Origin of the sequence: Nocardioides asiaticus, from assembly GCF_040049175.1 — a bacterium.
GTDB classification, from domain to species: Bacteria; Actinomycetota; Actinomycetes; order Propionibacteriales; family Nocardioidaceae; genus Nocardioides; species Nocardioides cheoyonin.
The window spans coordinates 506,758-528,950 of the sequence record NZ_JBDZDM010000003.1; the positions used below are offsets into that span (position 1 = coordinate 506,758).

A 22,193-nucleotide genomic window follows, 5' to 3' on the forward strand; every position below is an offset into this window, starting at 1 on the left:
ATGACCGACCTGACCCTTGCCCCGGAGACCACCGCAGAGATCGCCTACCGCGAGGTCGACCCCATCACCTACGAGGTGGTCCGGCACCGGCTCCTCGCCGTCGTCGCCCAGCAGTCCGCCGTGCTCAAGAACGTCTCGGGGTCCCCGCTGGTCACCGAGGCCAACGACTGCAACACCGGCATCTACCTGCCCGACGGCCAGATCGCCGCGATGGGCCCGCACATCGTCTTCCACTCCGGCTCGATGGAGCTGGTGGTCGGCCACATCATCCGTGGCTTCGAGGACGACCAGGGCATCAACGAGGGCGACGTCTTCATCACGAACGACCCGTACTCCGGCGCCCTCCACCTGCCGGACGTCACGATGGTCGAGCCGGTCGTCCACGAGGGCGTCCGGGTCGGCTGGGTGGGATCGTGCTGCCACGTCCTCGACATCGGCGGCATGACGGCCTCGAGCTGGTGCCCCGAGGCCACGGAGGCCTTCCAGGAGGGGCTGATCCTCCCGCCGACCAAGCTGGTGGATGGAGGGAGGACCCGCAGCGACGTCTGGCGGCTGATCCTCAGCGCCTCGCGGCTGCCGGCGAACCTCGGACTCGACCTGAAGGCCATGATCGCGGCCAACACGCACGCGCGCCGAGGCGTCCTCCGCCTCATCGACCGGTACGGCGTCGACGTGGTCGCCTCCGTCATGCGCACCATGCTCGACAAGTCCGAGGAGGCCACCCGCCAGCGGATCGCCGACCTGCCCGATGGCGTCTTCCGGTCCCGCAACTACTTCGACTCCGACGGCCGCAAGCCCGGCCTGCACCGGATCGAGGTCGAGCTGACCAAGCGCGGCGACCGGCTGACCTTCGACTACAGCCGCTCGAGCGAGCAGGTCGACGGCATCTACAACTGCACCGAGTCCGGGCTCAATGGCGGTGTCTTCGCCTCCGTCCTCCCCGTGCTCGCGCCCGACATCCCGTGGAACTCCGGTGTCATGCGAGCCATCGAGGTCACCGCGCCCGAGGGGCTCGTCGTCAACGCGAGGCGCCCGGCGCCCTGCGGTGCCGCCACCGTCGGCGGGTCCTACATGGTGAAGAACACCGCCCACGCCGCGGTCTCCACCCTCGCCGGCGTCGGCGCGTCTACCCGTGCCGAGGCGATGGCCGAGTCGTGCGGCGCCATCCAGGTGATGCACCTGGGCGGCCTCAACCAGTACGGCGAGGGCTTCGGCGGCGCCGTGACCGAGGCGCTGGCCGGAGGCGGCGGCGCGACACCGGACGCCGACGGCGTCGACCACGTCGGACCGCACGAGATCCTCTCCTACCAGGTGACCAACGTCGAGGGCGACGAGTCGACCTTCCCGCTGCTCTGGCTGCGGCGCGAGGTCAACGCCGACAGCGGCGGCGCCGGACGGCACCACGGCGGCGCCTCGCTCAGTGCCGCCTTCACCGTCCACGACGCGCACTTCGTCCACTCGGTGCTCATGACCCACAGCCTGTCGATGCCGTCATCGATCGGACTGCACGGCGGCCTGCCCGGCTCGACCCACCGCGCCGCGGTCGGCCGCGGCACCGACGTCCAGGAAGCGCTGGCGACCGGTCGCGGCCCCCGTGCCCTCGGCGACCTGAACGGTGAGGTGACCGACTACGACGCCAACCCGGGCGAGGTGATGCTCTTCCCCGGCGACGTGGTCGACTGGTCCTTCCACGGCGGTGGCGGCTGGGGCGACGCCCTCGACGCCGACCCCGCCGGCATCGCGGCCGATGTGGCCGCGGGTCGGATCACGGCGGACGGTGCCCGCGACACGTACGGCGTCGTGCTCGTCGACGGAGTCCCCGACGAGGCGGCGACCGAGACCGTGCGTGCCGAGCGGCGCGACGTACGCCGGTCGTGGCCGCGGGCGATCCAGGACGAGTACGCGCCCGCCGCGGATCCCGGGCAGGTGATCGGGGATCGCCTCACGCTCCTCGCCGACGCCGACGGCCGTTCGTGGTTCGGCTGCGTCTGCGGACGCGTTCTGTGCCCCGCTGGGGCTGACTGGCACGACCACGCCGGCCACGCGGTCCTCGGAGCCCGCGACCTCGGCAAGCAGGTCCGGCTCCATCCCGAGCTCGTCGCCGACGCCTACGCCTGCCCCGGTTGCGGCGGGCTCCTCGACCTCGAGATCCGCTGGTCGGCCGACCAGCCAATCCAGGGGATCGCTCTGGACTCATAGACCTCGTCCCGTGCCGACCCGGTGAGGTCGGCACGGGACGACGACCCGGCTCGGGCCCGGTCAAGGCGCACCACATCCACCACGTGACGCTGTAGCCGGGGCGCTGGCCCACGCGTGCAGGCGGCACGTTCCGTACCTAGGAGAACAGATGAGCAGTACCGCGGCCGCGCCAACGTCACCGCGCTACACGACCACCCTGATCGCGGGCTCGCTCGCGGTCATGGCCGCCCAGATCGCCTACTCGCTCTCGGGCGTCCTCAACGGCACCTACCAAACCGAGTTCAACACCTCCGGCGCACAGCTCGTCTGGATCAGCGCCGCCTTCGCCACCGCGATGGTCGTCTTCGAGCTCACGTTCGGCGTCATCGGCGACCTCTTCGGACGCAAGCGGTTCGTCCTCGGCGGCCTCGCAGTCCTGGCGGTGGGCGAGGTGGTGTCGTACTTCGCCCACAGCGTCCACGTCATGTGGCTCGGGCAGGGCATCGCCGGCTTCGGAGCCGGCGCTCTCTACCCGCTGTCGCTGACCATGATCGCCGCAGCCGCTCCGGACCACCACGCCCGGACCCGGGGCATCGCCATCTGGGCGGGCTTCCTCTCGATCGGCGCAGCCGTCTCGCCGGTCATGGCCGGCGCGCTCGCCTCCGGCGGGCACTGGCGGATCTCCTACCTGATCATCATCGGGGTGGCGCTGGTCGTCCTGGGAACCACCCTGAGGGCCCAGGACTCCTCGTCGCCGGAGGGCCGGAAGCTCGACCTCCCGGGCCAGATCACGCTGATCCTCGGCCTCGTCGCCCTGATCTGGGCCGTCACCCAGGGATCCGAGCTCGGGTTCGGCAAGAGCGAGATCGTCGCCGGCTTCGTCATCGGTTCCGCGCTGATCGTGGCCTTCGTCGTGATCGAGTCCAGGTCCGCCTCCCCGCTGCTCCACCTCAGCCTGTTCAAGAACAGGGCATTCGCCCTGACCAGCGTGGTCGCCGTGCTGGGGATGTTCGCCTTCCTCGGTACGGCGTACTCCACCAGCATCTGGCTCGGCGCCATCCAGCACACCGACGCGATGAAGATCGGCATCGTCTACCTGTTCATCCAGGGCCCGGCGTTCGTGCTCGTTCCCCTCGTGGCCAGGCTCATCCACGGCGTCAGTCCGCGCTGGTCGCTCACGGCAGGCTTCGTGCTCATCGCCGTCGGCGGGTTCATCCCCTCGACCTTCGACGTGCACGACGTGACGTGGACGAGCTTCATCCTGCCGCTCACGATCCTCGGGATCGGCTTCGCCCTCACCGTCGCCTCGATCTCGGCCGTGGCGATCAACGCGGTGCCTCTGCAGCTGGCGGGCATGGCCTCGGCCACCAACAACCTGCTCCGGGACCTCGGCTTCGCCCTCGGCCCGATCGTCATCAGCGCCATCGCCACCCCGATCGCCAACTCCAGGCTGCTCGACGGCATCGGCGGCGCGATTGGGCAGTCCGGACTGCAGGACCCGGCCCAGATCGGCACCATCCAGGGGATCAGTCACGAGGCCGGTGCGCTCGCCGTCAACTCCCTGCCGGTCATCCCGGGACAGGACGGCGCGCCGCCGCTCGGCCCCATGCCGTCGTCGGTCAGCGATCTCGCCTTCAGCTCGCTGGGGCACGCCTACAACGTCGGCTACCTGGTGGCGGCCGTCTCGGCCCTCGCCTGCGCTGGCATCGTCCTCGTCGGCCTTCGCGGCACCAAGGGCTCCAAGTACGCCGCCGACCTGGGCACCGACGTCGTCCACGAGGTCGCGTCGGTCGCCGAGGACCTGCCCGCCTGAGCGGCCCAGGTCGTGCCCCGGAGCCTGCGGCGCTCCGGGGCACGACGCGGCGCCGCTGCGTCGCTAGCCGTCCTTGGGGACCCGGCCCATCAGGTGGAACTCGGGGTTGGGCATGAGGCCGCCCCAGTGGACCAGGCGATTGCTCATCGCGAAGAACGCGGTGATCGCGCCGACGTCGTACACGTCGTCCTCGGTCAGCCCCTGCGCACGCAGCTCATCGAGGTCCGCGTCGACGATCTCCCACGGCCGCGTCGCCAGCTTCACCGCCACGGAGACGATGGCGTACTGCCGGTCGTTCAGGTCGGCCTTCCTCCAGTCGGTCGCGAGCTGGTCGGAGATGTAGGGGTTCTTGGCGCGGATCCGAGCGATCGCCCCGTGTGCCACGACGCAGTACAAGCACGCGTTCTCGGCGCTGGTCGCCACCACGATCATCTCGCGGTCCGCCTTCGACAGAGCCGGCGTCTCCCGGTCCATGAGGGAGTCGTGGAAGTCGAAGAACGCCCGCATCTCCTCCGGTCGCTGGGCGATGCCGCGGAACACGTTCGGGATGAACCCGGACTTCTCACCGACCGCTATCACGCGCTCGCGCAGATCCGGAGGGAGGTCTTCCACGTCGACGACGGGGAAGCGCCTCAGCACCGAGGGGTCCATCCGGTCAGCCATGCGGTTCTCCTCTTCGTGGTGGGGTCAGTGCGTCGTGACGGGTGGCTGGTCCGCGGTATCGGGCGAGGGTGTCTCCTCGTGCCTGCGCGGCAGAAGGAGCGCGGGTACGAGGGCGACCAGGATGACCGCCCAGGCCACCCAGTAGGTCTCGGCGAAGGCGGATGCCGCGCGCGTCATGCCCGCCGCGACGGCAGCCGGGTCGAGGTGGAGGCGGGCGAAGATCTCGGGCTGGGTGTTCTTGAGGATCGCGGCGGTGGTCTCGTTGAGGCCGCCGGGGAAGCCGGGCAGCCGGGTGGTCCCCGGTATCACCGGTGAGTCCTTGAGGTGGTTGGTCAGGAGTACCGACATCGTCGCGACCCCCACCGAGCTCGCGATCTGCTGGTTGATGTTGAGCAGGGTGGATCCGCGGGCGACCTCGTGGGCTCTCAGGGTCCGCAGGGCGGTCGTCATGATCGGCATCATGGTGCCGCCCATGCCCCAGCCCATGACCAGGAGCATGGCGATGATCGCCGGGTACGCCGTGGTGTCGCTGATCTGGGTGAGGCCGAACATTCCGATGAGGATCAGCAAGATCCCGACGGGGACGATCCGACCGATGGGCACCCGGTCCGAGAGCCGGCCGGCGATCGGCATGGTCATCATCGCTCCGAGCCCCTGCGGTGCGACCAGCAGCCCGGCGTGGAGGGTGGACTCGCCGCGCACCTGCTGGAAGTACGTCGGCACGAGCAGCAGCCCCCCGAAGAAGGCGCCGGCGAAGAGGAACATCGTGCCCAGGGAGATCGCGAGGTTGCGGTTGGCGAGGAGGCGCAGGTCCAGCAGCGGGTGCCTGGGCCGGAAGGACCACCAGACGAAGGACCCCATCAGGAGCAGGCCGGCTGCCCCGGGGAGCCACACGTGCGGGTTGCCGACGTCCCCACCATGACCGGGCAGCGACGACACGCCGTACAGGAACAGCGCCAGACCGGGCGACATCAGGACCATCCCGACGACGTCGAAGGACTCGGAGGGCTCGGGTGCGTCCTTGTCCAGGGCGAGCCAGGCGTAGGTGATCGCGACGACGCCCAAGGGCACGTTGATCAGGAAGATCCAGTGCCAGCTCGCGATCTGGATCAGCCACCCTCCCAGGATCGGTCCCATGATCGGGCCGAGCAGCATGGGTACCCCCAGGATCGCCATCAGCCGGCCCATCCGCGCGGGACCCGCCGCCCGGGTCAGGATCGTCATGCCGAGGGGCATGAGCATTCCGCCGCCGAGGCCTTGCAGCACACGGAACCCGATCAGCGCGTTGATGTCCCAGGCGGTCGCGCAGAGTCCGGAGCCGACGGTGAAGAGGAAGATCGCGGTGATGTAGAGCCGCTTCGTGCCGAAGCGGTCGGCCGCCCACCCGGTCAGCGGGATCACCGTCGCCAGGGCGAGTGTGTAGGCGGTCACCGTCCATGCCACCCGGGAGTACTCCAGCTCGTGGCCGCCCTCGCCGAACACGCGCTGGAAGGTGGGCAGGGCGACGTTGACGACGGTGATGTCGAGGATCGACATGATCGCGCCGAGCACGACGACGCCGGCGATCTTGAGGACGGCCGCATCGATGTGGTCGGGATACTCGACCGGTGCCGCCGACTGTGACGCTGAGGAGCCCATGCGGAGGTCCTTCCTAGTGGATCGTCGTGGTGCAACCGGAGCCGAGCGGATGCCGGCGGGTGTGCATCACCTGCGAGCCTAGAGCGCGCCGTCCGGGGTGCGGGACGCTATCGCCGCGTCGCGAGGTGAGCGACACCGGCGGCGAGCAGGCCGACGGCGGCCAGCAGACCGGCGGTGAGGCTCAGTCCCCGCGTGACGTCGGCGGCCGGGGCGGTGAGCGCGAAGTAGATGCTGCCGAACGCCGCGACGCCGAGGGCTCCGCCGATCTGCAGCGTCGTGGTGGACACCCCGCTGATGTCGGGAGCCCGTGAGGCATCGACGGCGTTGGTGAGATGGCTGAGGAGGGTCGTGAAGCCGATCCCGAGGCCGAGACCACCCAGCCCGAGCGCGACCATCAGGGCGACGCTGAGGCCACCGATGCCCTCGGTGACGGCGGCGATCGCCGCGTAGGCGGCGGCCAGCAGGAGGTAGCCGCCCGCGGGCAACCTGGTCTGCCAGCGGTCCGGGAGTCGGCGGGTGAGCGGACCGGCGGCTCCGAACGCGGCCACCCACGGGATCAGGACCAGGCCGGAGGCGAGGGCGCTACGGTGTAGGCCCTGCTGGACGTACTGCGCGAAGACGAACAGCAGCGCGTAGTAGGTGGCGGTGGCCAGCAGCAGGGCGAGCAGGCCGAGCGACACCGGCCGGCGCCGGATGACGGCGACGTCCACCACAGGTGGGAGCCCGAGCTCGACGCGCCGGTTCTGGGTGTGCACGAAGTACCAGCAGGCGGGGACGCCCAGAGCCAGGCACACCCAGGTCCACACCGGCCAGCCCAGATCCGGGCCGACGACCAGCGGCACCACGATCGTCAACACAGCCAGCGACAGTGCCGCGACCCCCAACAGGTCGACCTGCCGCGGCGCCCTCGCCCCGTCGTCCCCGGCTCGAGGGGCGGGGTGACGGGCGTGTCGATCACTCGGCAGGTAGCGGCGGGCTGCCACGAGTACGACCAGGCAGACCGGCACGTTGACCAGGAAGATCGGCCGCCAGCCCGCCCCGGCGATGTCGGCGGACACCAGGATGCCGCCCAGGAGCTGTCCGACGACCGCGCCCGCGGCCAGCGCCATCGCGAACAGCCCCACCGCGCGGGTGCGAGCCCGACCACTGAAGTTGATCTGGATCCCGGTCAGCGTCTGCGGATACATCATGGCCGCGCTGCCGCCCTGGAGTACGCGAGCCGCGACGAGGACGAGAGCGGACGGTGCCAGCCCGCCGGCGAGCGAGGCGGTGCCGAAGACCGCGACGCCGAGCATGAAGAGCCGCTTGTAGCCGTGGGTCTGCCCCAGCCTGGCGCCGGTGATCAGCAGGACTGCATAGGCGATCAGGTAGCCGCCGATCACCATCTGTGCGGATGCCCCGGAGGCGTGCAGATGCTCACGGATCGAGGGGATCGCGACGTTCGCGATCGTCGCGTCGGCCTGGGCGAGGAAGGGCGCGACCAGCAGGACGGCGAGCATGACGGCCGGCCCCGCGCGGGCTCGGTCTGGCGGCTCCATGCCGCCCAGTGAACGCAGCCGCGGCTCTCCGGGCTGGCGGCTATCGGTCGCGGCTTCCTTGGCTAGCTGGTGACGGCGGGGTCGACTGGGGCGGGGGAGTGGCCGCGCTGCTTCCTCCCGCGCCGGCTCCCGAGGTCGGAGGTCGGGACGTCCTTGGTCTCCCGCGCGGTCGCCGCCGCCAGCGCGGCGACCAGGGCGATCACCGCAGTGAAGCCCGCAGTGACGGTCCAGCCGCCCTGCTCGACGCCCCCGAGACCGGTGACGATGGTGGGCGCGAAGCCGGCCATGAGGAAGCCGATCTGGGTGCCGATCGCCATCCCGGAGAACCGCACGCGGGTGCTGAACATCTCGCCGTAGAACGACGGCCAGACGGCGTTCGCGGCGGCGTAGCCGCAGGAGAAGGTCAGCACGGCGAGGGCGAAGACGAGGAGCTCGCTGTCCTGCCCCATCGACAGGAGGTAGAACGGCATGAACACCGCGCTGGAGAGCGCGCCGTACACGAAGACGGGCTTGCGGCCGATGCGGTCGGCCAGGCGGCCGAAGAGCGGCTGGGTGCCCAGCGCGACGGCATTGGCGACGACGACGAGCCACAAGGTGATCGACTCGTCGAGGCCGACCTCGGAGCCGTACGCGATCGCCAGGTTCCCGAAGACGGTCGACACCGCGGCGATCGTGGCGCACAGGATGACCCGGAGAACATCGGCCCAGTGGTTGCGCAGCAGGTCGGCGATCGGGAGGCGGGCGATCTCGCGGCGCGCCTTGGCCTCCTCGAACTCCGGCGTCTCGTGGAGGCCGCGCCGGATGAAGAAGGCGACGACCACGACCACCGCGCTGCACCAGAACGGGATCCGCCAGCCGACGGCGTACTTCACGTGGTCGGGGAGGTTGACGACCGGGATGAACACCAGTGCCGCCAGGATCTGGCCGCCCTGGGTTCCGGTGAGCGTCCAGGAGGTGAAGAACGACCGGTCGCCGTCCGGCGCGTGCTCGAGGGTGAGCGAGCTTGCTCCGGCCTGCTCGCCAGCTGCCGAGAGACCCTGCAGCAGCCGGCACAGGACGAGCAGCACCGGCGCGGCCCAGCCGACGGCGTCGTACGACGGCAGGCAGCCGATCAGGAACGTCGAACCGCCCATCAGGGCCAGGGTGAAGAGGAGCACCCGCTGCCGGCCGAGACGGTCGCCGAAGTGGCCGACGAAGACGGCGCCGACCGGCCGGGCGACATAGGCGAAGGCGAAGGTCGCGAACGACATGACCAGGGCGGACGCGTCGTCGTCGGGGAAGAAGACGTGCGGGAAGATCAGGGCCGCGGCAGAGCCGAAGACGAAGAAGTCGTAGTACTCCACCGCGCTGCCCATGAAGCTGGCGAGCGCGGCGCGCACGGGCGTGCGGCGCGGGGTGCTGTCGGTCGTGCTGGGTCCCGCCATCGGGTCCTCCTGTGTGAATCCTGCCGCGGGCGTGCGCCAGCGGTCGAGCGGCCTGGTGCCGCCCGTTTGTCGGGAGATCAGTTGTCGCTTGCGACCAGCTCGCGGAGATGGGCGAGCATCCGGCGGGCGTCGGGGTCGACGCCGGTGATCAGACGGAAGGCGTCGACTGCCTGGTAGACCGCCATGTGGCCGCCGTGCAGGGTGCGGCAGCCGCGCGATCGCGCGGCGGCGAGGAGGGGGGTCTCGAGGGGGCGGTAGACGATGTCTGCCACCCAGTGGCGCGGATGGAGTAGATCGGCGTCTATGGGCAGCCCGGGGTGGTCCGCCATTCCGACAGGGGTGCAGTTGACGAGGCCGGTGGCCTCGGCGAGCAGAACCGGCAGCTTGTCGGGATGGGCCGCCTCGACACTCGCGCGGGTGTGGCGGACGCCGAGGTCGCGTGCGAGCTCCTGGGCGCGCGGTTCGTCGAGGTCCACGACGACGAGCCTCTCAGCGCCGAGCCCGAGGAGCGCGTCGGCCACGGCCGTGCCGGCGCCACCGGCGCCGAGCTGCACGACCTCGCCGAGGTCGGCCGCCGGCAGGCCCGCCCGCATCGCCGAGGCGAAGCCGGTGGTGTCGGTGTTGTGGCCGACCGCGACCTCGCCGTCGAAGACCACGGTGTTCACGGCTCCGAGGCGGGCCGCGGTCCGGTCGAGCCGAGAGAGGTGTCCGATGACCAGCTGCTTGCACGGATGGGTGATGTTGAGGGCGTCGTACCCCAGCGTCCGGGCCACGTCGACGAGCTCGCCGACCCGGATCGGGTCGATGCGAAGCGTCGTGAGGTCGATCGTGCGGTACACGTACGGGATGCCGTGCGCGCCGGCCTCGCGCATGTGCAGCGCGGGGGTGAGCGACGGGGTGACTCCCGCGCCGATCAGGCCCACGAGGTAGGGCCGCTGGTCCATGGACACTCCTAATGAACTATCTAGTACGTTCGTTGTGAACGACATCACAGAGCGTCGCATGACGTCAAGAGGGTGGCCGGATTTTGCCCCGAGGTCGGGCGGCTGCGGTCAGCCTTGGGTGAGCCAGGCGACGACGACGTCGCCGAGGATTCGCCGGTGCCGCTCGCGTACGGCGGGGGCGAGCATGTCGCGTCCGAAGAGGAAGCCGAACGTGGCGGCGTTGGCGACCTGGAAGACGCAGTAGGCGCTGATGAGCATGTGGACGTCCACGGCGTCGACGTCGTCGCGGAAGACGCCGGCGCCCCGGCCGCGTCCGAGCACCTCGTCGAGCAGGGATGCGGCCGGCGCACCCAGGTCGCGGAGCGACTCGACGCGCCGCAGATGCTCCGCCTGGTGGATGTTCTCGACCGAGACCAGGCGGATGAACTCCGGATGCGCGTGGTGGTGGTCGAAGGTCAGCTCAGCGATCCGGCGTACGGCGTCGGCCGGGGGGAGGTCGCCGGCATGGATGCCCTGCTCGGCCGCCCGGATGTCGCGGTAGGCCCCCTCGAGGACCGCCTGGTAGAGCTGCTCCTTGCCGCCGAAGTAGTAGTAGATCATCCGCTTCGTGGTGCGGGTGCGCTCCGCGATCTCGTCGACCCGGGCGCCCGCGTAGCCCTGCTCGGCGAACACCTCGGTGGCCACGGCCAGGAGTTCGGCTCGGGTCCGCGCGGCGTCGCGGATCCGCTCGGACGGATCGAGGCGGGCCATGCCTCGAGCGTAGGGCAAGGGTCGCCGTCAGTGGGCCACGACACTTCCCAGAGTCATTCAATGTATGTACCGTTTAGTTCATTAACGACCGCGAGGAGCCCGGATATGCGTACGTCGATCGCCACCGTCTGCCTGAGCGGAGGGCTCGTCGAGAAGCTGCACGCCTGCGCCGACGCGGGCTTCGACGGAGTCGAGGTCTTCGAGCCCGACCTCGTCGCCGCGCCGCAGAGCCCGGAGGAGATCCGCGCCCTCGCCGACCGGCTCGGGATCACGCTCGACCTCTACCAGCCGTTCCGCGACGCGGAGGGGGTGAGCGAGGCCGAGTTCGCCGACGTCCTGCGCCGGGCGGAGGCGAAGTTCGCGCTGATGCGCCGGCTCGGCATGGACACCATGCTGGTGTGCAGCAACGTCGCGACGGCCACGGTCGACGACGACCGGGTCTCGGCGTCCCAGCTGCGCCGGCTCGGGGACCTCGCGGCGGCGTACGACGTCAGGCTGGCGTACGAGGCCCTCGCATGGGGCCGTTTCGTCGACGACTATCGCCGGGCCTGGCGGATCGTCGAGCTCGCCGACCACCCCAACGTCGGGGTCTGCCTCGACAGCTTCCACATCCTGTCCCGCGGCCACGACCCGAAGGGGATCGAGGAGATCCCGGGCGAGCGGATCTTCTTCCTCCAGCTCGCTGACGCCCCCGCACTCACGATGGACGTGCTGTCGTGGAGCCGGCACCACCGGCTCTTCCCGGGCGAGGGCAGCTTCGACCTCTCGACGTTCATCGGCCACGTGCTGCGCGCCGGGTACGGCGGCCCCCTATCGCTGGAGGTCTTCAACGACACCTTCAGGCAGACCGATCCCGGCCGCACCGCGCGCCAGGCGCTGCGCTCGCTGCGGTGGCTGGAGGATCGGGCCGCGGAGCGGCTCGGCGCCGAGGTGCCGGCGGGCCTCGCACGGCTCCCGGCCGTCCGGCCGCCCGCCGGCATCGACTTCGTCGAGGTCAGGGGACAGGACACGACGCCGGTCGAGGTCGTGCTCGAGCAGCTTGGGTTCGACTTCCGCGGCCGACACCGCAGCAAGCAGGTCCGGCTGTGGTCCCAGGGCGCCGCCCGCATCGTGTGCAACGAGCAGCAGGCGATCGGACAGGCCCCCGCGGTCTCGGCCGTCGGGTTCGACGTCGCTGATCCCGGCACCGCGGCCAGGCGGGCCGGGCTGCTGCTCGCGCCGCCCGTGCCCCGTCGTACCTACGCGGGGGAAGAGGAGCTGCGCGCCGTCGCCGCCCCGGACGGGACTGAGATCTTCCTTGAGCGTGGTGGCGTCTGGGTCGACGAGTTCGAGGGCGGCGCCGCGCAGTCGTACGACCCGATCGTATCGCGGGTCGACCACGTCAACCTGGTGCAGTCGTGGGAGTCGTTCGACGAGGCCGTGCTCTTCTACGGCAGTGTGCTGTCGCTCGAGCCGCGGCCCGTGGCGGAGGTCGCCGGCCCCGCCGGCCTCGTGCGCAGCCAGGTGATGCAGTCGGCGGACGACGGGGTCAGGCTCCCGCTCAACCTGCTGCCCGCCGGCCAGCGCGGGCACGCCCAGCACGTCGCCCTGGCGTGCCGCGACATCGTCGGGCTCGCCGCCGATGCCCGCGCCCGCGGGCTCCGTCCGCTGCCGGTCCCGGGCAACTACTACGACGACCTGGTCGCGCGGTTCGACCTCGACGACGGCATCGTGGCCACCCTGCGTGAGTACGACCTGCTCTACGACAGAGACACCGCGGGGGAGTATCTCCACTTCTACACGCCGACCGTCGGTGGGGTGTTCTTCGAGATCGTCGAGCGCCGCGGCGGCTACGACGGCTATGGCGCGGGCAACGCGCCCGTACGGCTGGCCTCCCAGTTGGCGGCGGACAGGCCCCGGTGACCGCCGGGAGGGCCTCCTCAACTCAACATGCCGCCGTCGATGCGGTGCTGGGAGCCGGTGATGAAGGAGGACTGCTCCGAGGCGAGGAAGAGGACGAGGTTCGCGACGTCCGCCGGCTCGGCGTACCGGCCGAGCGGGATGGAGTGCGCGATGTCCTCCTGCGCCGCGCCGGAGCCCTCCTCGAGCGACCGCATCATCCGGGTGTTCGCCGGCGAGGGGTGGATGGAGTTGACGCGCACCTGGTACGGGGCGGACTCGACCGCCGCGATCCGGGTCAGCCCGGTGATCGCGAACTTCGAGGTGACGTACGGCGAGACGGGGAGCGGCCCGGCCGCCAGGCCGCCGATCGACGAGGTGTTGATGACGCTCCCCGACCGCTGGGCATACATGACCGGGAGCACGTAGTGGAGGCCGAGCCAGGTGCCGCGGATGTTGATCGAGATGAGGCGGTCGAAGTCCGCGACGGCCTGGTCCACCAGCGGTGCGACCTTGCCCTCGATGCCCGCGTTGTTGAAGAAGACGTCGATGCGATCCCACGCCGCGACGGTGGCGTCGACGTAGCGCTTGACGTCCTCGTCCTTGCTGATGTCGGCGGCGACGGTGAGCAGGTGGTCGGCGTCGGCGCCGAGCTCGGTGGCGGTGGCGTCGAGGGCGTCCTGCGAGATGTCGACGATCGCCACCTTGGCCCCCTCGGCGAGGAACGCCTTCGCCGCGGCCGCACCGAGGCCGCCCGCGCCGCCGGTGATGAGGACGACCTTGCCTTCGAGGTCTGCGTACATCGCTGCTCCTTCGGTCGGTGTCTCGGAGCCTAGTGGGACCTGGGGGGCACACGCCCGCAAGCAAGCGGCCTCAGCCGGTCGTGCCGAGCCGGCGTGCGGCCTCGCGCGCGGCGCCGTGGGCGGCATCCAGCTCCTGCCGGGCGCGGTCGCGCTGGTCGGCCAGGGCCGGCACGGTCTCGGCGAGGGTGAGGCTGGTGGTGATGACCTCGACGGCCATGCCGAGCGCCTGCCCGAGGACGAGGTCGAGGACAGGTACGCCGTGGTCCCACCCCTCGGTGGGGCTCCCGGCGTCGTACGACGCCCCTCGGCTGCTCACGACGACGGCCGGCCGCCCGGCCATCGGCTGGGCCGGCTGGTCGAACGGTGCCGTGAGGCCGGGCACGTGCACATGGTCGAGCCAGGCCTTGAGGGTGGAGGGCACCGTGTAGTTGTAGAGCGGCGCGCCGACGAGGAGGACGTCAGCACCGAGCAGCTCCTCGATCAGCTGCCGCTGGAGCGCCTCCGCGTCCGCCGGAGGCGCCGCCTCGGGCGGACGGAGCCGCGGCGGCCAGTGCAGGGCCGCGTCGGCGAGGTGGGGGAGCGGGTCACGATGCAGGTCCCGGCGTACGACGGCGTGGTCGGTGCCGCAGGCCAGCCACTCCTCCGCGAACGCCGCGGTCACGGCCCGCGAGCGCGAGGTCGCGAGGTCCGCGGAGGAGTCCAGGTGCAGGAGCGTCGGCACTACGAGCGGCCCGCCGCCGCCTCCAGCGCGCGCCGGGTGAGTACCCGGGCGAGGTGGCGGCGGTAGTCGGCGTTGGCGTGCATGTCCTCCACCGGCGAGGTGCCCTCGGCGGCGAGCGCGGCGGCGTCGGCGATCGAGGCCCCCGATGCGAGCGCCTCCTCGGTGGCCGTCGCGCGGACCGGCTTGCTGGCCATGTTGGTGAGGGCGACCCGGCCCGCGACCGTGGCGACGCCGACGATGGCCCAGTCGTTGGCGCGGCGTACGAACTTCTCGTAGCCCCAGGCCCCGGTGCCGGTCCGCGGCAGCCGCAGCTCCACGATCAGTTCGTCCGGGCTGAGGACCGACTCGAAGTAGCCGAGGAAGAACTCCGTCGCCGGCACCTCGCGCCGTCCGCCCGGGCCCTGGAGGACCAGGGTGGCGTCGGAGGCGAGGATCGCGGTCGGCAGGTCGGCGGCCGGGTCCGCGTGCGCGACGGAGCCCCCGATGGTGCCGCGGTGCCGCACCTGCGGGTCGCCGACGTGCGAGGCCACCGCCGCGATGAGCGGCGCCTCCGCTGCGAGCACGTCGGAGGAGACCAGATCGGCGTGCCGGGTCAGTGCCCCGATCGCGACCTCGTCGCCCTCGACCCGGACGTACGACGCGTCAGCCACCCGGCGGATGTCGATCAGCACGGTGGGGAAGGCGAGCCGCAGCTTCATCATCGGCAGCAGCGAGTGGCCCCCGGCGATGAGCTTGGCGTCCTCGCCGTGCTCGGCGAGCAGGCTGACCGCCTCGTCGAGCGAGCCGGCCCGGACGTAGTCGAACTCCGCCGGGATCATGCCGACACCGCCTCTCCGGCCGACGCCGACGACGCGGAGTCGGGCAGCTCGCCCGCCGCGGCGAGCACGGCCCGGACGATGTTGTGGTAGCCGGTGCAGCGGCAGATGTTGCCCTCCAGCCCCTCGCGGACCTCCGCCTCGGTGGGCTTGGGGTTCTCCTCCAGCAGCGAGGCCGCGGCCATGACCATGCCCGGGGTGCAGAAGCCGCACTGGAGGCCGTGCTCGGAGCGGAACGCGGCCTGGACCGGGTGCAGCGTGTCGCCGTCGGCGAGCCCCTCGAGGGTGGTGACGGAGCTGCCGTCGGTCTGCGCGGCGAGCACGGTGCAGGACTTCACCGACTCGCCGTCGATGTGGACGGTGCACGCCCCGCAGGAGGTCGTGTCGCAGCCGATGTTGGTCGCCTTCAGCCCGCACACGTCGCGCAGGTAGTGGGCGAGCAGCAGCCGCGGCTGCACCTCGTCGGTGCGCGTCTCCCCGTTGACCGTGATCGTGACCTGCATCAGTCCGCCTTCCCTGAAGCCTCGTTGATGGCCGCCCAGATCCTCATCGGGGTGGTCGGCATGTCGATGTGGCGTACGCCGAGGTGGGCGACCGCGTCGACGACGGCGTTCTGCACCGCCGGGGTGGCGCCGATCGTGCCCGCCTCGCCGATGCCCTTGGCCCCGAGCGCGTTGTAGGTCGTCGGCGTCTCGGTCGTGACGAGCTCGAAGCTCGGCAGCTCGGTGGCCGTCACGATCGGGTAGTCGGCGAACGTCGTCGTGGTGGGGTTGCCGTCGGCGTCGTACAGGACCTCCTCGAGCAGCGCCTGCGCGGCGCCCTGGGCGAGCCCGCCGTGGCGCTGCCCCTCGGCGATGAGGGGGTTCATGATCACGCCCGCGTCGTCGAGCGCGATCAGCCGCTGGAGGGTCGCCTTGCCGGTCTCGACGTCGACCTCGACGACCGCGACGTGCGCGCCGAAGGGGTACGTCGCGCCCGGCGCCGTGAAGACCGTGTGGACGCGCAGCGGCTCCTGATCGGCCAGCTCCGCGAACGAGATCCCGGTCTCCGGCACGCCCTTGACCGCGAGGCCGGCGATCGCCCGGTCGACGACGAGGTCCTCGGGGGCCACCTCGAGCCGGTCGGCCGCACGGCCGCGGGCCACGTCGATCAGCTCGACGGCGGCCTGCTTCACCGCGGCGCCGCCCTGCTGGAGGCTGCGCGAGCCGCCGGTCCCGCCGCCGGTCGGGACCAGGTCCGTGTCACCCCACTTGACGGTGATCTTGTCGATCGGGATGCCGAGCTCCTCGCTCGCGAGCATCGCCCAGACCGTGGAGTGGCCCTGGCCGTGGGGCGAGGTGCCGGTGAGGATCGTGGCCGTACCGTCCGGGTGGATCTCGACGGTGGCGTTCTCCTTCGGCTGGCCGGCCTCCATGCCGGCGCCGGTGATCTCGACGTAGGTCGACAGCCCGATGCCGAGCAGCTTGGTGTCACCGCGCTCGCGGCGGGCCGCCTGCTCGGCCCGCAGGGCTGGGTAGTCGGCGGCCTCGAGGACCTTCTCCAGCGCCATCGGGTAGTCGCCGGAGTCGTAGAGCGCACCGCCCTTGCTCTGGTACGGCTCGGTGAACTTCGGCAGCAGGTTGCGGCGACGTACGTCCGCGGGGTCCAGGCCGACCTCGGCGGCGAAGAGGTCCATCGCCCGCTCGATCACCGCGGTGGCCTCCGGCCGGCCGGCACCGCGGTAGGCGCCGACCGGGGTGGTGTTGGTGACCACGCTGGCGAAGGAGGTCTCGATCCGGTCGAAGTCGTAGACGGCCGGTGCCATCAGCAGCGTGAGCGTCGGGAGGACGGCGCCGATCTTCGGGTAGGCGCCGACGTCCTGGAGCACGTCGAGGCGGTACGCCTTGACCTTGCCGTCGCGGTCCCCGCCGATCGCGATCGTCTGGACCTGCGCGCGACCGTGGGTCATCCCGACCATGTTCTCCGAGCGGGTCTCGACCCAGGTGGCCGGCCGGCCGAGCTTCCGGGCCACCCAGCCGACCATGATGTGCTCGGTGTCGGCGCCGAACTTCGCGCCGAACGCGCCGCCGACGGCCGGCGTGATGACGCGGACCTTCTCGGTCGGCAGGCCCAGCGCGCCGGAGACGGCGGCCTGGGTGCCCTGGGCGCCCTGGTTCGGGATCCAGGTGGTGAGCCGGTCACCGTCCCAGACGGCGGCCGCGGCGCGCACCTCGAGCGGCGCGACGGCGACCCGCTGGTTGATGATCTCGTGGGTGACGACGACCTCGCAGTCGGCGAAGAAGTCGTCGGCGTGCTCCGGCGGCTGCGCGAACGCGACGTTGCTGCCGGCCTCGGGGAAGAGCAGCGTCTCGCCCGTGACCGAGGCGCGCGGGTCGACGACGGCGTCGAGCGGGTCGTAGTCGACCTCGACGAGCTCGGCGAGGTCCTCGCCGGCGTACCTGTCGTCGTGGACGACCACGGCGACCGGCTCACCGACGTACCTGACGACGCCGGAGGCGAGCAGCGTCTGCCCCATCTGCGGGGGGAACATCGGCATCGCGGCTCGCGCCTCGGGGACGTCGGTCAGGTCGGCGGCGGTGTAGACCGCGACGCAGCCCGGGGCGCTCTCGGCGGCGGAGGTGTCGATCGAGGCGATCCTGGCGTGCGGGATCGGCGCGCGGACATAGGTGATGCGGACGGCGCCGGTGAGGCGCTCGTCGGTGAGGTCCTCGGTGTAGACGGCGCCGGTGGTGAGGAACTCGGGGTCCTCGACCCGCTGGACGCGCGTTCCGAGGATGCTTCCGCGGGGAAGGTCGACCGCCGTCATGCGATGCCTCGCTCGGTCATAGGGACTCCTCTCGGGGCTGGCCACGGCGGGGGCCGGGCAGGGGCATGGGGGAGCGGGCCGCTTGTGATCCGATGCACGACCTCGGCCTTACCTTAGAAGCGCGCGGGTTGGAATTTCGATGGTGACTTCCGTGCTGCGGCAGCCCGCGCGTGTCGCAGTCCACGCGGGTGGTGCTGCCCACATCGGCCGTTATAGGCGAACATAGAGTCGACTCCAGGCGAGAGGAGGTGGCGCGGTGACCACGACCATCGGTGCCGTCACGCTCTACAACGCCTCCTACGAGCCTCTCGGCCGAGTCTCCTTCAAGCACGCCGTGCGCATGCTCTTCCGCGAGGTCGCGGTCGTCCACGAGGCCGCCAAGACCGACGACGGCACCGACCGGATGATCGGCCCGCACCCGTGGCCGAAGGCCGTCCGGCTCGTCAGGTACGTCGCGATGCACTGGATGTACCGCCCGGCCGGCTACTCCCGCGACGGCGTGCTCACCCGCGACCGGCGCCGGTGCGCGTACTGCGGCGGCCAGGCGCGCACGATCGACCACCTGCTGCCGCAGTCCCGCGGCGGGGGATGGACCTGGCAGAACACCGTCGCCGCCTGCCACGTGTGCAACGGCCGCAAGGGCAACCGGACGCCGGAGGAGGCAGGGATGCGGCTGCGGATCGCGCCGTACGTCCCGACCCGGGCGCAACTCGCGGCGCTGAGCTGACGCCGACTGGCTCAGGCAGCGGGAGTGGTGGTCACCGGGACGCCGAACCGGAACCGCACGCCCGGGATCCGGTGGATGCGCCGCCAGCCCCAGTAGGCGCAGCCCGCGACCGACAGGGCGGTCAGGCCGACGGAGAGGATGCCGCGGACAAGGACGCCGGCGTCGGCGCCCCAGCTGAGCAGCGAGTTGAGGCTGATACCGGCGTCGAGAACGCGGGTGAAGCCCCAGATCAGCGCCACCTCGATGAAGATCCGCTGCATGCGCCGGTCGGCGAGCAGGCGCTCCGGCAGGTGGATGAAGTCCTGGGCGAGCTTCTGGGTGATCGGGCGGCCCAGCAGTGCCGAGCCGACGAACACCACGGCCATGAGCACCGAGGCGGCGATCGGCTGCAGCAGGAACAGCCACACGCTCGAGGCCGCCAGCGCGATCCCGGTGCGGACCACGAGGATGCCGACGACGAGCAGCAGCGTCGACGGCACCCGCGACCCGCGGACCCAACGGACCGCCATGGTGAAGGCGCACCAGGCGATGACGCCGATGAGCCCTGGCACGGTGCCGACGGTCTGCATGCAGCCGTACAGGATGACGGTCGGGACCACGACGGTCTCCCCGAGGAGCAGGAGGGCGTTGCGGATCACCTTGCCGACGTGGCCGAGCTCGATGAGGTGCTCGGTCGGCAGCGACGCGTGATGTGTCATGAAGGCTCCGGGCGCCATCGGGGTCAGTAATTGGCTTGACGGTAACCCGTCCGGGCCCCGCAGATCACGTCCTCGGCGACATTCATCGCGAATCTGTGGAATCTCACAGGTTCGGCCGTTGTTGAACGTCTTTCAAACAGGCCCCACCGGCCACTTCATCCTCGTCCGGGTTGGCTACCGTGGGGCCATGGAGCCGCACGGAGACCCCGCCCAGCCCGCCGCCTCGTCCTCCGCCGGCCCGTCGGGGGAGGTCGTCGACATCTGCCGCGACCTGATCCGGATGGACACCAGCAACTTCGGCGACGACTCGGGCCCCGGGGAGCGCAAGGCCGCCGAGTACGTCGCCGGGCTCCTCGACGAGGTCGGGATCCCCTCCACGATCTACGAGCCCACGCCCGGCCGGGCGTCGCTGGTCGCCCACTGGGGCGGCTCGGCCGGCGACCGGGGTGCCCTTCTCCTGCACGGTCACCTCGACGTCGTACCCGCCGCCGCTGCCGACTGGCAGGTCGACCCCTTCTCCGGCGAGCTCAAGGACGGCTACCTGTGGGGCCGCGGCGCGGTCGACATGAAGGACTTCGACGCGATGCTGCTCAGCGTCGTACGCCACCGGCAGCGCACCGGGCGCGTGCCCGAGCGGCCGATCGTGCTCTGCTTCACCGCCGATGAGGAGGCCGGCGGGGCACACGGCGCGAAGGTCCTGGTCGACGAGCACGCCGACGAGCTCGCCCATTGCACCGAGGCGGTCGGCGAGGTGGGCGGCTTCTCGACGACGGTCCGAGGCCGCCGGATGTATCTCATCGAGGCCGCCGAGAAGGGGATGTCGTGGCTGCGGCTCACCGCCCGCGGGCGCGCCGGCCACGGCTCGATGATCAACCACGACAACGCCGTCACCCGGCTCGCCGGCGCGGTCGCGCGGATCGGCGCGCACGAGTGGCCAGTCCAGCTCACCCCGACCATGCAGACGCTGCTCGCCTCGGTCGGCGAGCTCGCCGGCGTCGAGGTCACGCCCGACAACGCCGAGTCCCTGGTCGAGGAGTTCGGCCCTGCCACGCGGATGCTCGGCGCCACGCTCCGCAACGTCACGAACCCGACGATGCTCTCTGCCGGCTACAAGGTGAACGTCATCCCGACCGAGGCGAGCGCGAGCGTGGACGGCCGCTTCCTGCCCGGGTTCGAGGACGACTTCTTCGAGACCCTCCGCGCCCTGTGCGGCGAGGGGATCGACATCGACTTCATCACCCACCAGCAGCCCTGGGAGACGTCGTACGACGGCGCGCTGGTCGACATCATGACGCGGTCGCTCCTCGCGGAGGACCCCGACGCCCTCGTCGCGCCGTACCTCCTCTCCGCCGGCACCGACGCCAAGCACTTCCGCCGCCTGGGGATGCGCTCCTTCGGCTTCGCGCCGCTGCGGCTGCCCGAGGACCTCGACTTCACCGGGCTGTTCCACGGCATCGACGAGCGGGTGCCGCTCGACGCGCTCGAGTTCGGCGCGCGGGTCGTGGACCGCTTCCTCGACGAGGCCTGACGCGCGATCAGGCGGTGCGCACGGCGCGGATGATCTTGCGTCGCAGGATGACCCGGCGGGTGCCGTCGGGGGTGATCCGGACACGGTCGAGCTCCCAGCCGCCGTACTCCGCCCGCTCGACGAGGAGCTTGGTCACGACGTTGCGGGAGAAGTCCCGGGAGAACGTCACCTTGTCGAACTCCCACTCCACGCCGGGACGGGGTGCGCGGCGGTCGGCTCGGGCCATGCGTTCCTCCTCGCGATCCGAAGGGTTCGGGAACCGACAGGTTCCGGCATCGTGTCAGTCCGCCGAAACGTCGTCCAGCGCCGCGGCGATCTCGGGCGGCAGCGTGAGGTCGGTCACGGCGAGCGCCTCCTCGAGCTGCTGCGCCGTCCGGGCGCCGACGATCGGCGCCGTCACGCCCGGCCGGTCGCGGACCCAGGAGAGCGCAACCTGGAGGGGCGTCCAGCCGAGCCCGTCGGCGGCGCGGCACACCGCCTCGACGATGCCGCGGCCGCGCTCGTCGAGGTACGCGTCGACGTGGCCGGCGAAGAGGTTGTCGGCAGCACGTGAGTCCGACGGCGTCCCGGTGCGGTACTTCCCGGTGAGGACGCCGCCGGCCAAGGGGGACCAGGCGAGGATGCCGAGGCCCAGGGCGTCCGTGGCGGGCGCGACGTCGTACTCGATGTCGCGGGAGAGCAGGGAGTACTCCACCTGGGTCGAGGCCAGCGGCACCCGGCCCGGGACCGCGCGCTGCCACGTCGCGGCCTGGGCGGTCTGCCAGCCGGCGTAGTTCGAGACGCCGACGTACGCCGCCCGTCCGCTGCTCACCGCCAGATCGAGCGCGCTGAGCGTCTCCTCGATCGGTGTGTCGTCGGACCAGACGTGGACCTGCCACAGGTCGACGTGGTCGGCTCCCAGCCGCCGCAGCGACCTGTCGAGCGTCGAGAGCAGGTGTCCGCGCGAGGTGTCGAAGGCGACGCGGCCGTCGCGGTAGGTGGCGCCGGCCTTGGTGGCGAGCACGATCTCGTCGCGGGCGACGACGTCGCCGAGGAGGGAGCCGACCACCTCCTCGGAACGGCCCCCGGCGTAGTTCGCCGCCGTGTCGACCAGCGTCCCGCCCGCCTCGGCGAAGGAGATGAGCTGGTCGCGCGCCTCGTGCTCGTCGGTGCCGCGGCCCCAGGTCATCGTGCCGAGCCCGAGGGTCGAGACCCGAAGGCCGGTGGCTCCGACGAGGCGCGTCTGCATGCGTCAGAACTTAGCCCGCAGGCGGAGCAGCCGGTTCCGCG

Annotated in this window: 19 protein-coding genes; 5 read left to right on the forward strand and 14 right to left on the reverse strand. The window is 71.4% G+C overall.

The window, feature by feature from the left end; translation table 11 throughout:
* Both ABLE53_RS13005 and ABLE53_RS13010 read left to right on the forward strand, forming a co-directional pair.
* Positions 1–2,199, forward strand: a complete 2,199-nt coding sequence (locus tag ABLE53_RS13005) for a hydantoinase B/oxoprolinase family protein (protein WP_348859372.1) — start codon at positions 1–3, stop codon at positions 2,197–2,199.
* Positions 2,200–2,347: 148 nt separating this feature from the next.
* Positions 2,348–3,991, forward strand: a complete 1,644-nt coding sequence (locus ABLE53_RS13010) for an MFS transporter (protein ID WP_348859373.1) — start codon at positions 2,348–2,350, stop codon at positions 3,989–3,991.
* Between the two features lie 63 nt (positions 3,992–4,054).
* Here ABLE53_RS13010 and ABLE53_RS13015 read toward each other — a convergent pair whose 3' ends face one another.
* The 6 genes from ABLE53_RS13015 to ABLE53_RS13040 form a co-directional block, all read right to left on the reverse strand.
* On the reverse strand, positions 4,055–4,654 hold the full coding sequence (locus ABLE53_RS13015) for a peroxidase-related enzyme (protein ID WP_348859374.1): 600 nt from the start codon (positions 4,652–4,654) through the stop codon (positions 4,055–4,057).
* A gap of 24 nt (positions 4,655–4,678) precedes the next feature.
* Positions 4,679–6,292: a DHA2 family efflux MFS transporter permease subunit gene (locus tag ABLE53_RS13020; protein WP_348859375.1), complete on the reverse strand. Its 1,614-nt coding sequence runs from the start codon at positions 6,290–6,292 to the stop codon at positions 4,679–4,681.
* A 107-nt stretch (positions 6,293–6,399) separates the two neighbouring features.
* A complete protein-coding gene (locus ABLE53_RS13025; RefSeq protein ID WP_348859376.1) occupies positions 6,400–7,830 on the reverse strand; it encodes an MFS transporter in 1,431 nt (476 codons plus the stop codon).
* Between the two features lie 62 nt (positions 7,831–7,892).
* Positions 7,893–9,254 carry an MFS transporter gene (locus ABLE53_RS13030; RefSeq protein WP_348859377.1) on the reverse strand — a complete coding sequence of 454 codons (1,362 nt, stop codon included), beginning with the start codon at positions 9,252–9,254 and terminating at the stop codon, positions 7,893–7,895.
* A gap of 77 nt (positions 9,255–9,331) precedes the next feature.
* Positions 9,332–10,198: a shikimate dehydrogenase gene (locus ABLE53_RS13035; RefSeq protein WP_348859378.1), complete on the reverse strand. Its 867-nt coding sequence runs from the start codon at positions 10,196–10,198 to the stop codon at positions 9,332–9,334.
* 108 nt (positions 10,199–10,306) lie between these two features.
* Entirely contained in the window at positions 10,307–10,948 is a 642-nt protein-coding gene (locus ABLE53_RS13040) for a TetR/AcrR family transcriptional regulator (RefSeq protein ID WP_348859379.1), read from the reverse strand.
* A gap of 105 nt (positions 10,949–11,053) precedes the next feature.
* Between ABLE53_RS13040 and ABLE53_RS13045 the strand changes: the two genes are divergently transcribed.
* Positions 11,054–12,850, forward strand: coding sequence for a bifunctional sugar phosphate isomerase/epimerase/4-hydroxyphenylpyruvate dioxygenase family protein (locus ABLE53_RS13045; protein WP_348859380.1), 1,797 nt, complete (start codon positions 11,054–11,056; stop codon positions 12,848–12,850).
* Positions 12,851–12,867: 17 nt separating this feature from the next.
* On the opposite strand, the gene ABLE53_RS13050 is transcribed toward ABLE53_RS13045, so the two are convergent.
* The 5 genes from ABLE53_RS13050 to ABLE53_RS13070 all read right to left on the reverse strand — a co-directional run bounded on the left by ABLE53_RS13050 (position 12,868) and on the right by ABLE53_RS13070 (position 17,971).
* On the reverse strand, positions 12,868–13,629 hold the full coding sequence (locus tag ABLE53_RS13050; RefSeq protein ID WP_348859381.1) for an SDR family NAD(P)-dependent oxidoreductase: 762 nt from the start codon (positions 13,627–13,629) through the stop codon (positions 12,868–12,870).
* A gap of 70 nt (positions 13,630–13,699) precedes the next feature.
* Positions 13,700–14,350, reverse strand: a complete 651-nt coding sequence (locus ABLE53_RS13055) for an FMN-dependent NADH-azoreductase (protein WP_348859382.1) — start codon at positions 14,348–14,350, stop codon at positions 13,700–13,702.
* The gene (locus tag ABLE53_RS13060; RefSeq protein ID WP_348859383.1) at positions 14,350–15,168 is read right to left on the reverse strand and encodes an FAD binding domain-containing protein; all 819 of its coding nucleotides are present in this window, start codon (positions 15,166–15,168) and stop codon (positions 14,350–14,352) included. The genes ABLE53_RS13055 and ABLE53_RS13060 overlap by 1 nt, the downstream gene beginning before the upstream one ends.
* The gene (locus ABLE53_RS13065; protein ID WP_348859384.1) at positions 15,165–15,668 is read right to left on the reverse strand and encodes a (2Fe-2S)-binding protein; all 504 of its coding nucleotides are present in this window, start codon (positions 15,666–15,668) and stop codon (positions 15,165–15,167) included. Before ABLE53_RS13065 ends, ABLE53_RS13060 begins: the two co-directional genes overlap by 4 nt.
* Positions 15,668–17,971: a xanthine dehydrogenase family protein molybdopterin-binding subunit gene (locus ABLE53_RS13070; RefSeq protein WP_348859385.1), complete on the reverse strand. Its 2,304-nt coding sequence runs from the start codon at positions 17,969–17,971 to the stop codon at positions 15,668–15,670. The genes ABLE53_RS13065 and ABLE53_RS13070 overlap by 1 nt, the downstream gene beginning before the upstream one ends.
* A 256-nt stretch (positions 17,972–18,227) precedes the next feature.
* Between ABLE53_RS13070 and ABLE53_RS13075 the strand changes: the two genes are divergently transcribed.
* On the forward strand, positions 18,228–18,698 hold the full coding sequence (locus tag ABLE53_RS13075) for an HNH endonuclease (protein ID WP_348859386.1): 471 nt from the start codon (positions 18,228–18,230) through the stop codon (positions 18,696–18,698).
* A gap of 11 nt (positions 18,699–18,709) precedes the next feature.
* Here the strand turns inward: ABLE53_RS13075 and ABLE53_RS13080 are convergent, their stop codons facing one another.
* The gene (locus tag ABLE53_RS13080) at positions 18,710–19,396 is read right to left on the reverse strand and encodes a VC0807 family protein (protein WP_348859387.1); all 687 of its coding nucleotides are present in this window, start codon (positions 19,394–19,396) and stop codon (positions 18,710–18,712) included.
* Between the two features lie 187 nt (positions 19,397–19,583).
* Here ABLE53_RS13080 and ABLE53_RS13085 point away from each other — a divergent pair, with 187 nt between their 5' ends.
* Positions 19,584–20,924 carry a M20/M25/M40 family metallo-hydrolase gene (locus ABLE53_RS13085; RefSeq protein WP_348859388.1) on the forward strand — a complete coding sequence of 447 codons (1,341 nt, stop codon included), beginning with the start codon at positions 19,584–19,586 and terminating at the stop codon, positions 20,922–20,924.
* Between the two features lie 7 nt (positions 20,925–20,931).
* Here the strand turns inward: ABLE53_RS13085 and ABLE53_RS13090 are convergent, their stop codons facing one another.
* Both ABLE53_RS13090 and ABLE53_RS13095 read right to left on the reverse strand, forming a co-directional pair.
* Entirely contained in the window at positions 20,932–21,150 is a 219-nt protein-coding gene (locus ABLE53_RS13090) for a DUF5703 family protein (protein ID WP_348859389.1), read from the reverse strand.
* A 54-nt stretch (positions 21,151–21,204) separates the two neighbouring features.
* On the reverse strand, positions 21,205–22,152 hold the full coding sequence (locus tag ABLE53_RS13095) for an aldo/keto reductase (RefSeq protein WP_348859390.1): 948 nt from the start codon (positions 22,150–22,152) through the stop codon (positions 21,205–21,207).
* Positions 22,153–22,193 lie beyond the last annotated feature (41 nt).